Below are 11128 nucleotides of genomic sequence, written 5' to 3' on the forward strand. Positions count from 1 at the left end.
CGTTTAGCGTCTCGGACGTTCGCGTTTAACTTTGTCGTTCATTGCAGCTATCAAGTTGCGGTGCTTAGAAAGCTCTGTAGCGAACCAAGCTTTATCTGTCACGTTACCGTTGATAGTCATTGGTGCTGAGATAGTCGTAGTACCGTTGTTACCGCTTTTGTTATTAGCAAGATACTCAGTTAGATCTTGGTTAGCTTTCGGCTGTACGACACGTTCACCAGCTTTCAATAAGAACGATTTGTTGTTCATGCTTTCAGGAACTAAGTCTGTACCACCGTGATACTGACCAGTAGCTAGACCACCGATAGTTGTACCAGCGATAATACCCGCAGATGTATAACCCATAGCTCGAATTGCTTGTTGTGAAGCTAGAGCTTGTGGTAATGTCATGTTCTCTGTGTAAGCAAGTGCTTTAGCAGCGGCAAGTTCTGTTGCGACAATAGTGTTCGCGATAGCAATGCCTTGGTTGGCAACGAATGCTACTTTTGCAAGTGTTTCGTTCTCTTTCGAGATATTGCCAAGCTTGCTCGTAATGTCAGACATACCACCCAAGAACACGTTCATGTTGTTCAAGTCGTTCATAGTCTGTTGAGTACTAATCATCGACATCGAATCAGCATGGCGTTGCTGTTCTTGCTCAATTAGCTGATTGATTCGAGCACGTTCTGAATATTCCCATTGTTTGGTCATACTTAGTTCGTTTTTTAGAAGCTCTGAATTTTTTCTGAACTGCTCAAGTTCAATCTGTTCAGGAGTCATCATGCTATTGCGTTGCGACGCTATTTGCTTCGCTACGTCGTTTAGACGCTTGTTACGCTCTTCGATGCGCTGTTGCTCAAGTTTGACTAATTCTGCTGCTTGTTGCTCTCTGAAGCGTTTCTGCTCTGCTGCTGCTTTACGTTGTTCGCGTTGTGTCTTAGCTAGTTGCTTTTGACGCTCAACTTCTGCCTTTGCTGCATCTTTAACTGCTTTGGCATCTGCTTTCTGCTTGTCGATTTTGTCGTATAACGTATTGATATACTGGACAAGTCGCTCGCGCTGTTTTGGCAAGATATTAGAACCAGCTTCAGACAATGCATTTTCTATCGCTTGTTGACGTGCTGATTTATCTTGAATCTCTGAACGCAAGCGATACGATTCAATCATGTCTTCGATTGCTTGGTGTTTTCGGTTGATCGAATCTACATCGTCATCATTTGCAGCAGTCGAACGTCTTAGTACTTTGTTGTAACTATCATGACGTTCTTCTGCTTCTTTTAAGTCTTGTTCGTAGACGCTCATTGCAGCACGAGCTTGTTCATACTGCTTTTGGTCTTCTTTAGACAAACGACCAGTTTGCTGTACGCGACGGTCAATCGTTTCCATTACAGCTTTCTGTTTCGTGATTTGTTCGTTCAGTGATTTGATCGTTGCTTTATCTTGCTTCTGTAAGTATTCAACTTGAACAGTATTCAGATACTGAGCTTCGTCAGCCATTTCGCGTAGTTTTTCAATGACAGATTTACTTGAACGAACAAGCGATTCGTTGCTTGCGTCTAAGTCTGTACCTGCTTTAGCAGCCATACCCATTGCAGACGCGATAGCAAGACCTGCACCAGCAAGCGCACCCATTGGGCCAAGTAGCGATAAGATTTGTGGACCCTGTTGAGCCAAGATGATCAAGTTGTCAGTGCCTTGCTGTGCCTGTACTGCAATATCCTGAATCTGATAACCCATACCCTGAGCAGCAGTTTTGATCTTCTTGTTCATGGCATCAAACTGCTTGCCCATTGCTTCGGTGTTTTTCTTGGTTTCGTCTTGGGCTTTGACTAGCTTTCGGATATAGTCAATATTGTTCGCCGTCAGGCGAACGTTAACTTGACTTAATTGTTGCGACATTGGTTACTCCCTTAGTAACTTGTTCAACTCCCTGACCACGTACAAGTCGGGAAACTCGTTTGCTTGCTCAATGTCGATTTCTTCACGAATTTTCAGATGAATGTTTTCTAACGCTTTAACGCGAACATTATCAGGCATCATGACGGTCTGATTTACTAACTGGCGTGCTTTGAATACCCGTTCATCTTCTAAGAAGTCAGGTACACCGTTTTGCAAATAAGGGAACATTTCATGTGGCTGTAGACCTTTCTTGTAGACTTGATGCGACAATAGAGACGCAATTGTCCCGAGCTGGTGTGCTTGTCGGTCATCAGTAAATGGATGCCATGCGTTCAGTGCTTTGAACTCGGCAAGTACTTCGAAAGGCAGTTGTTCGATGTATTCAAGACTCCATCCTGTAGCTATTGCCAGTTGGAGCATGAATTTGTAGTCTGGTTGTTCGATTAAGCGTCTTGCGGCTTTTTTTCATTACCGTTGAAGATTGCATCAACGACTTTGCTAACCAAACTAATAGGCAATTCTTCTACTTCGTCTAGCTCTTCAATTGTGAAAATCGGTGAACCGTCTTCTTCACAAGCGCATAGTGCAAAAACAGCACTGTTCATTTGTTCTGATTTACAGCTTTGAGCAATCGCAAGTTGCGGTGCAGTCATGTGTTTGTAGTAGTACTTCTCACCGTCGATTTCGACTGTGTGAATGTGATCTTTGAGTTTTAGTAAACGTTCTTTAATGCTCATCTTTTATCCCTCTTTAAAGAGCAGCCCAACGCAAAGAGAGAAACGAAGGGCTGCATATTCTGTGAAATTATTTAGTGGTTAATTAAGCGTTATCAGTCCAATCACCTAGAGCACCGTCTACGGACAGACTGAAAGTGATAGATGTTACTGAGTCGAAATCACCAGAAGCTGATTTACTCGCAACTTGACCTTTGAATGTGTAGAAAGAACCCGCCGTACCTGCTTCATCCGCAAGAACTTCAACTTTGAATGTCTGAATACGACCTGATTTGTACTCTGCAAGTAGGTATTGATGAGTCGCGTCTGCTGGGTTGAAGTTAACAACTAGTTCTGCTGCACCTGTTGATGCTGAACCTGCTAGTTTGCGTTGATACGTTTGTCCGTATTGCGGTACGTCGATAATGTTTCGTTCATCGGATGGGTGACTAAATGATTGAACGTTCGCGATCTCGACTTCTGCGTTGCCAGAATCAAGATCTTCGTAATAAACCTTGGTGAAGTTACCAAGAGAAATGTCAGTTAAACCTGCCATGTTATTGTTCCTTGTGTTTCATGGTGATAGTTAGCGTTTTCGTGTAGACCATCATGTCGGGGTCAAAACCGTCTTGGCAGTCTTCTACCAACACAAGAGCGAAGTCTGAGTCGCTATGCTGGTCTAACTTATTTAGAAGTGCTTGTGCCGCTGCATGGCACTGTGCATATTCTTCGTGCGCTACAAACACCGTGAATGAATGTGTTGAGATCGATGTAACTCGAAGTCGCGAATCTATATCTCTACTCAAAGCGTCTTGAGCGAATGCGTAAGCAGGGTAACTAGCATTTCGAGGGATATAGACGGGATAAGCACTGCCACCTGTCGTTGTATCAAGCAGTGCTTTGAATTTGTCGTGTACTAATGTCAAAGCCATTTCTTGCCTTTGCCGCCTCGTGTGTTGATGTAGTTTGTTCGTGCGCCACGCAACGATTTGTATGTCGTTTTCGCGTACATTCCGATGTAGAAGTTCATTCTCTTCGCCCAGATGTTGACGACTCGATTTGCTGAAGTACCTAAGCCACGATGCATGAATGCCATTGCTTTTCTTGGTGCTTTCCTATGAACAGTGTGTAAGTTTCGATATGGTTCTCGACTCATTCGCCCGTACTTCTGCGACGGCACACCCACCTCGTTCATGAACGGGTAGCGCAATGACTTACCGCGCCATGTTTTCGATCTGTTTGCTTGGTCGAACTTCGGTGAAAGTGTTGTCTCGATCATGTATTGATTTCGACTACTCTTATTTACCTTCCCTGATTTAACTACTTTTGGTTCATGGTTGTAATAACCACGAGTCGCTGTTAGATATCGTTTGGTATTGCCTGTTCTTCCACGAGGTGCGAATGAGCGGGATGCTCTAACAACTGGCTTGAAAGCTTCAGTACCCGCTCTCATGAATGCATCTTTCATCCACTTTTTGCCACGAGTATCGTGATCTGCCATTCCTTTGAGTGCTTCGTTCAAATGGTCGAAGTTGATTGGTATTGCATTTACTTCAATACCGCTGTTAGTCATTGCCATTAACGACCTACCTTGACTTTCTTCGCTGTGATGATCATCGTGCGCTTCATGAAGTCAGGGTCTATTGCTGATTGAATCTCGTACTCTTCACCCTCGAACACGATATACATCGTGTCTCGACGACCTTTGATCTGTCGGTTGTATCTGCAAAAGAAAACAACGCTTTCGACGTTTCGACGAAGCAGAGTTCCATCGACGACTTCTTTTTCGTGTTCAACATCAGCTTGAAACTGACCTACTTTGACTCTTGAATTAGTTGGCGCACCGTATTTGTCTTGTGCTTCTACAATGTCGTAAAGCTCGACTCTGTGCCTTAAACGCCCTGCTCTCATACGCTATCCCTCAAGTAACCAGTTTGGATAACTCGGTACTGCTCAAGTAAACAGTTCGTAGCAAGCGGGACTTCTTTTAGATTGATTGCGGTTGTAGCTTCGCGATTCTCGTACCAGTGGCCAATTAGCATTAATACCGCAAGTTTAATGTCATGGTACAAAGGGATATCACCCGTCGAACCGTCCCAGCGCACTTTCTGATTCAAGAAAGTATCTATGTACGACTGCGCCGCTTTTAATAGCATTTCTAGATAACGGTCTTCGTAGGTATCTTCGATTTCGATTCGGCACTGAAGCTTGATCTCTGAAAGTTCAATCATTACTCCGCCTTAGCTTTGCGCGTTCTCTTCTTCGGTGTTTTAGTTTCGAGTGCTACTGGTTCTGGCTTAGTCTCAAGTACTGGCGCAGAAGCAAAGTAATTCGGGTATTTGCTTAGAACACGAACATCTTCCACTTCATCACCGACATCAAAAGAACCAAACTCACACGCGAACGATAAATTGCATTTCATGTAGTGCTCCTTAAAACAAAAACGCCCCTCCCGATGGAGAGGCATTCAGTTAGTTAACGTGTGATTAAGCCGCTGATTCTAGTTGACCGTAGATCACGCCTTCTTTACGAGTAACCATCAGACCTACACGTTGATTAGCACGTACAGTTGTGATGTTTGATTGGAAGTCAGTACCATCTGATTTGCTTGATTCGATAGTCATACCGTTGCGCGCAACTACAGATACGTAGCGAGTATCTACAAGCATGAATGAACCTTGAGCGATACCAGTTGACTTAACGATTGGTAGACCCCAGATACGAGCACCGTTTGCATCTCGTACAGAAGCTGCAACAAAATGGCCATCAGTACCTTTCGCTAGATCGAAAGCTGCTGCGTCGAGTGGGTGCATGATTAGTACTTGTGGGTTGTACTTACCAGCTTCAGCTTGTGCCATTGCTTTACGGATAGATTCGATTGAGCTGTCACCCGCTTCAGGCGTGAACACGATATGGTTATCAGTGTGAGTCAGACCTTTAACTTGACCAGCAGTACCAGTACCGCTAACGATTTGGTCTTGAATCTTCTCAGCAACTTGTTCTGGTAGACGAGTGTTGATTAAAGAAACAACAAGTGCGTTGTCTTCTTGCATCGGACCAGAAAGTTTAGTGAAGTGACCAACTTCTTGAATATCAAGAGTCTGTTCGTCAAGTGTGTAATCAGTTTCTTTGAACGCTGCTAGTTCATCTGCACGAACGTCTGCGTTGCCACCATTTAGTACTTCACGGAAATAACGTAGTGAGTGAGAATTTGCTGCTAGTGTTGGTAGCGCGTCAAGAATGCTTAGGTCTTGACGTGGTGCAGCTACAACACCCGGCAAACGTTGGTCCCAAGTAAGTGCAGAAGCGTTAGTCGCAGCTTTTACTTCAATACGTGAACGAGTTGCTTTACCTTCGCGAATAGCTTTGAATTCGTCTGATTCTACGAACTGTTCACCGATTGATTTAGCTTCAGCAATTGCGCCGTGTAGATCACCCGCAGATGTTTTAGCTTCGATATCACGAAGACGTGATTTCAGTTCTGCAACTTCTTCTCCTACTGGCGCGACAGTTGCTTCGATTTCAGATTTAGTCGCCATTTGACCAATAGCGTCTAGGATTTCTTTAGACATAGTTTTCCCTTGTGTCTTGAATTAAATTTGGAAATGATTTAAAAGTTGTCAGAGTTGCATCCGCAGCATCACGCAGGGAAAAACGCAGGACTGACTCGCCTGCATCAGATTTGTTTCTTGCTTGTATTTAGATCGGAAAAATCAGCGCCTATGAGGCAAGACGCTGTTTCAACAGAAGTGCTGTAAGAATTTCGGTTTCTTCTGCTGATTTTTGCTCTTCAGCCGCAATCTCAGCGTTTTTACGCTCGATCTCTGCTTGCTCATCGTTTGCAGCTAGAATCACGCTCTTAGCTTGTGCTACGAACGATTTTGCAGCTTCACGTGAACAATTGAACTCAGCACGACAAAATTGCTCTAGAGATTTCAGTGAATCTACTTCTTGCAGTGCGTCTTTCACGCTTAGCAAGTCGATTTTTGCTTTGCGGTCTGCGGGAAATGACACGATTGATACTTCGCCAAGATAAGTGATGTTGTTAATAGTTCGCCCACCTTCTTGCTTCACTTCGTAGTCGTCTTTTGATAGCGAATAACCGATTGATAGCCCTTTGATTGTGCCGTGTTTCAGTGCAGCTTTAAGGTCTTCAGCTACTGACAAACCTTGTGTAAGTTCTGCGGTAATAAGAAGCCCGTGGTCATCTTCTTTCATGTCTAAGATTTTCCCGACTGGAATCGAGTTGTGTTCGTGACCAAAAAGCAACAACGGCATTTCTGCTGTACCTGCTTTGACTGCTTCGATAACGCTTTGATAAGCTCCGCGCTTGATCGTGTCGTTGTATGCATCGTTGCCGTCCCATACCGATGCATAACCTTTAAAATGGTAGCCGTCGTCGCCAGTTGTCTGCATCTTGACTTCTGACAGTGCCAATTCTTTAATTTCCATTTGATTCCTCAGATTGATTTGAAGTTGAGCCGTCAGAAGCGACCATTTGCATTTGCTGACGAAGTTTGTCTGCTTCAGGGTCGTCTTTACGTGGCATATTAAGCTTTTCACGCGCTTCGTTCTGCGTAAGTACGCCGTTCTGAACCGATTCGTTGACTGACTTTGATAACGTCGGGAAGTCGTACATTGCGCCAGTCTCGAACTCGACTGTGTACTTCTTGCGCTCTTCACGAGTCATAACATCGAACTGAATTGCATTGACGATTTTGGTCATCAGTGATTTCAAGTCTGTTTTTACCCATGAACGGTAAACGTCTTCGATTTTGTCTGTACGCGCTGCGCTGTTTTCACCCATGTTCAGTAGTGCTAATGGCACACCAAATACACGTGCAATTTCTTCAGACTGAAACTTGCGAGAAGCAAGCGTGTTCATGTCTTCGGGCGTTAGCTGTATCTGTTGATATTTAAACCCGCCCTCAAGTAGCAAAATGCCGTGGTTGCCTACATCACCGTTTGAACTAATGCGCGGTAAGATGTTCTGCTCTAGCGATTTACGCTGTGCTTCTGGAATAACTCCGTCGCGATACAACACACCACCAGGTTTTCCACCTGAGCGATAGAAATCACCCGTAAATTGGTCTTGTGCAGTCGCTGTACCAAACGAAGAACGATGATAAGCAAGCGGTGAAAGCCCTGTCAGACCGTTACCCATTCCTTTGATATGCAGTACGTTCTCGAACTTGTGCGTACGCTCTTGAAACGAACCATCAGCTTCGTACGTTTCCAAGTAAGTGATATTGCCGTTCTTATCTAAGTTCGGAGATGTTCGCTGACTCGGCATTACCCACAACGCAACTGGTTCGCCGACTGAGTTACGCGCAATTCGCGCGTAGAAGTTACCGTGTAACATCAAGTTCAGAATCATCGTTTCTCTGAACTCTTGTCCCGTCATATGTGGGTTTGGTTTATTCTGAATTAAGTCCCACAAGTCGTTTTTAACTTGGGACTTGATACCGTTCTTTGTCTCGTAGACATTAAGCGGCATCGCACCAATAGCTTTCGCAGTCAAATCAATACAGCGATAGACAACGGCAAGTTGCAATGCCGTGTCTTCGTTAATATCTTTTGGCGACGGAAGGTATTGGTCTGGGTAGTTAACTTGACCACCACCTTGCACAGAAGTAGATTTACCCCCGAACATATTGGTAGCCCAACGGAAAAATCCCATGCTGACCTCTAAATTACGATTGGATTGTTAATGAAGTCGTTGATATCGCCGTCGTCGTTCAGCAAGGCACGATTAAGCCCCATTAGCATTGCTACTGGTGCATCGATTTTTGCTTCTGCGGTTGGTTTAGCTGGGTAGCAAGATTTAGCATCGGGATACTTCAGAACAACGTTACCCATCATCCAGTTGAACGCACTGTTTCGTGGGTTACGTAAGCGTCCAGAAACAATAAGGGCTTCAGCACGAACCATCGCTGGTGTAAACGTCTTCGTTGACTGCGAAACAGTCATGACATTAAAACCTTCACGATACAATTTGACTTGCGTACCAGTTGAACCCTGCGGGTCAAATACAACTTCTCTTATCGAATATTTAGTAGCGAGATTTTGAACGGTTTGAACGATTGTCTCTTCGTCCATTACATTACCGTCAGTCAATATGATGTCGCCTTTCTCAACAAACTTGGCAAGTAACGATTGGTATGTTGATGAACCTTTGTGAATTGATTCTTCTGGCAACAACATGTGCGGTCTAATGTCGTAAGTACCATCACCAATATCGAATACAGCTACGATTGCGGTAAAGTCGGTTTCACGTGCTAAGTCGATGCCAACGTAACAAGGGTAATGAATCAGTTCTTCGTCTGGTAATGACTTAGGTGCAGCTTTCCACACCTCCATATCAAGCCACGATTGTCCAGAACTGACCCACATGTTTAAGTGCTTAGTCTTGAACTGAACGAGTGCGCTTGCTTGCTGCTTCGCACGAGTAACTAAGTCTCTAAGGTCATCGATTGACTTTGAAATACCGAGTGCTGGATTTGCTTTGTACCAAGTTGCTTCGTCGAATACGTCATCACCGTCGTCTATGCCATACATCAATGCAAAGAACGAATCGTTTTCTGTATCGCCACGTAGTAGCGGTTCAAGATATTCTTTCTCTAATGAATAACAGAAACCGTTTAGATTGAATCCCGCAGTAGTGATCGATACTAGTAGTGGTTCTCGACGAGCACCCATTGATGTTTCCATGACACCGTAGATGTCTTCTGTATCAAGTAAGTGAAGCTCATCGATGATCGCTGCTTGCGTGTTCAAACCATCAAGAACGTTCGTATCAGACGACAATGGTTTGTAAAAGCTGTTGTCATTGCGTTGCTCAATGATTGATTTGTTCGATGTAAAAAACTGCTTCAGAATCGGCGACTTGTTGATCATTTCTGCCGCATCACGCCAACAAATTCGAGCCATGTCGCGAGTACGTGCCGCTGAATAAACTTCAGCACCCGAATCACGCATCATTTCGTTAAGCGCAATACCTGCTGCCATAGTCGATTTAGCTGATTTACGCGGTACAGAAAGGTGTGCCTTTCGGAATCGACGCGTCCAACCTTTAGTGCGCTTTAGCTCGAAACCATAGATATTGACGATGATGAAGCTATGAAACGGCATTAAGTGAATGCGTTTACCTGACCACTCACCTTTTACATGCGGCAATGAGCTGAAGAACGCGAGTGCTTCAAGTGCCTTCTGCTTGTCAAAGCGAATATAATCGGGTTGTTCTTCACAACGCTGAAGATCAGCTTTGAATCGCTTCATTGCGTTAATGACGTTCTTACAAGCGGGAGTTTCGCCCGTTAGAATCTGTTCTGCATAGTCGAAAGCGTCTGTATACGCTTGCTCTGCAATTTCTCTTAGTATGATGTTCATCGCGATCACCTAAGAGAGTAAGAATTGAGTTACTTTTTCGTCTTTCGGCGCATCTAGTTGATTAGCTTCTGCTTCTAGCTTTTTGGCTTCGGCGGCTAATTTTTTACGTCGCTCCTTGCCCAAAGCCGTACGGCCTTGCTCTACTTCGATCATTCGAATTTCTTGGTTGATTTCTAGAAAGACTTTCCATGCTGGATTTTGTTTTGGTACGGATTCGCCTTGGGTAGATGTGGCGTTGTACACAACGCCTTGTTCTGCAAGCTGAGCGTATAGCTCTTCGAGCATACCGTATAAAATATTCAGGCGAGTTTGGGGAGATTTGGTTATCTTCGCCATGATCACTCTCTTATGTTAAAGAAAGTATTTAGATCAAAACGAAAAAAGCCCCTTAATTGGGGCTATTTGGCAATAAGGTGTGATTGCAAGAATGATAAAACAATATGCCGATGGCAGTGATGCTTAATTGATAGGCATAAAAAAAGACGCTTATGCGTCTTTCGTTTTCATAGATATGACTCTATTTGTTTTAGCTTATCTGATATGACAAGTCTCGATTTGATCCGTATCGCTTCTACTACATCACACTCAGACCAGTCGTTGCTAATTGCTACGATTTCTTGATCAATAACGATAAGACTACTGACAACAGAAACACAGCCTTCCCACCAACCGTGAAATAATTTTAAGCCTGTTTCAACCGTTTCAGCACGACACACTTCATTGACTTCAAGTAATGACTTCAAGCGATCTATTTGTATCCCAGACACAACCCAACCTTAATTATAATTTTGTATTTTGCACAAACAATATATCAGAATTGTCTAACATAATGCAGTGCTCATACTGACATATCTCACACTAATGTCAGTACACTGAAAAAAATAATTCTGAAAATGTCATTTTTTCGCGAGGAAAGGGCACAGCGAGTTCTCAGAGGGATCGTCTCACCTGAAACGACCCCCCGTCGGTTACGTTACATTGTCACTAGGTGTAAGCACCTGATTTTGTGGATATTCGGTGAATGCTACCCTTGACGGGCTTCTTTCTGGTCTTTCGCTGTCTTTATTGCATGTAAGCGTTCACCGAGGTATCTTGACTTACCAGATCTGAAGAAACATATGCAGTTTATAGATCAAAAACGTTTGGGT

General features: G+C 43.9%; 15 protein-coding genes. All 15 read right to left on the reverse strand.

The genetic code is table 11. The annotated features are described in order from the left end of the window. Positions 1 to 3: 3 nt before the first annotated feature. Positions 4 to 1878 carry a hypothetical protein gene (locus R7Z50_RS03455; protein WP_318148872.1) on the reverse strand — a complete coding sequence of 625 codons (1875 nt, stop codon included), beginning with the start codon at positions 1876 to 1878 and terminating at the stop codon, positions 4 to 6. A 3-nt stretch (positions 1879 to 1881) separates the two neighbouring features. After that, positions 1882 to 2298, reverse strand: a complete 417-nt coding sequence (locus R7Z50_RS03460; RefSeq protein ID WP_213966219.1) for a hypothetical protein — start codon at positions 2296 to 2298, stop codon at positions 1882 to 1884. Between the two features lie 23 nt (positions 2299 to 2321). Continuing rightward, complete coding sequence (locus R7Z50_RS03465; RefSeq protein ID WP_077281043.1) at positions 2322 to 2615, reverse strand: hypothetical protein; 294 nt, start codon at positions 2613 to 2615, stop codon at positions 2322 to 2324. Between the two features lie 82 nt (positions 2616 to 2697). Beyond that, positions 2698 to 3147 (reverse strand): hypothetical protein, encoded by a 450-nt coding sequence (locus tag R7Z50_RS03470; RefSeq protein WP_238966412.1) that lies wholly within the window; start codon positions 3145 to 3147, stop codon positions 2698 to 2700. A 1-nt stretch (position 3148) separates the two neighbouring features. Then, on the reverse strand, positions 3149 to 3523 hold the full coding sequence (locus R7Z50_RS03475; protein ID WP_213899911.1) for a hypothetical protein: 375 nt from the start codon (positions 3521 to 3523) through the stop codon (positions 3149 to 3151). Next, a complete protein-coding gene (locus R7Z50_RS03480) occupies positions 3514 to 4170 on the reverse strand; it encodes a hypothetical protein (RefSeq protein ID WP_318148873.1) in 657 nt (218 codons plus the stop codon). Before R7Z50_RS03480 ends, R7Z50_RS03475 begins: the two co-directional genes overlap by 10 nt. Next, positions 4170 to 4502: a head-tail adaptor protein gene (locus R7Z50_RS03485; protein ID WP_077281039.1), complete on the reverse strand. Its 333-nt coding sequence runs from the start codon at positions 4500 to 4502 to the stop codon at positions 4170 to 4172. The genes R7Z50_RS03480 and R7Z50_RS03485 overlap by 1 nt, the downstream gene beginning before the upstream one ends. Then, a complete protein-coding gene (locus R7Z50_RS03490; RefSeq protein WP_318148874.1) occupies positions 4499 to 4822 on the reverse strand; it encodes a head-tail connector protein in 324 nt (107 codons plus the stop codon). Before R7Z50_RS03490 ends, R7Z50_RS03485 begins: the two co-directional genes overlap by 4 nt. Then, positions 4822 to 5013 carry a hypothetical protein gene (locus tag R7Z50_RS03495; RefSeq protein WP_077281037.1) on the reverse strand — a complete coding sequence of 64 codons (192 nt, stop codon included), beginning with the start codon at positions 5011 to 5013 and terminating at the stop codon, positions 4822 to 4824. Before R7Z50_RS03495 ends, R7Z50_RS03490 begins: the two co-directional genes overlap by 1 nt. A gap of 64 nt (positions 5014 to 5077) precedes the next feature. After that, positions 5078 to 6163 carry a phage major capsid protein gene (locus R7Z50_RS03500; RefSeq protein WP_318148875.1) on the reverse strand — a complete coding sequence of 362 codons (1086 nt, stop codon included), beginning with the start codon at positions 6161 to 6163 and terminating at the stop codon, positions 5078 to 5080. Positions 6164 to 6311: 148 nt separating this feature from the next. Next, positions 6312 to 7043, reverse strand: coding sequence for an HK97 family phage prohead protease (locus R7Z50_RS03505; protein WP_318148876.1), 732 nt, complete (start codon positions 7041 to 7043; stop codon positions 6312 to 6314). Then, positions 7033 to 8244 (reverse strand): phage portal protein, encoded by a 1212-nt coding sequence (locus tag R7Z50_RS03510; RefSeq protein WP_318148877.1) that lies wholly within the window; start codon positions 8242 to 8244, stop codon positions 7033 to 7035. Before R7Z50_RS03510 ends, R7Z50_RS03505 begins: the two co-directional genes overlap by 11 nt. 35 nt (positions 8245 to 8279) lie before the next feature. Then, positions 8280 to 9980, reverse strand: coding sequence for a terminase large subunit (locus tag R7Z50_RS03515; RefSeq protein WP_318148878.1), 1701 nt, complete (start codon positions 9978 to 9980; stop codon positions 8280 to 8282). A 9-nt stretch (positions 9981 to 9989) separates the two neighbouring features. Continuing rightward, positions 9990 to 10316, reverse strand: a complete 327-nt coding sequence (locus tag R7Z50_RS03520; protein WP_318148879.1) for a hypothetical protein — start codon at positions 10314 to 10316, stop codon at positions 9990 to 9992. A 167-nt stretch (positions 10317 to 10483) separates the two neighbouring features. Then, positions 10484 to 10747, reverse strand: coding sequence for a hypothetical protein (locus R7Z50_RS03525; RefSeq protein ID WP_213965213.1), 264 nt, complete (start codon positions 10745 to 10747; stop codon positions 10484 to 10486). Positions 10748 to 11128 lie beyond the last annotated feature (381 nt).

The sequence above is a fragment of the Vibrio sp. 1249-1 genome (genome assembly GCF_033340495.1).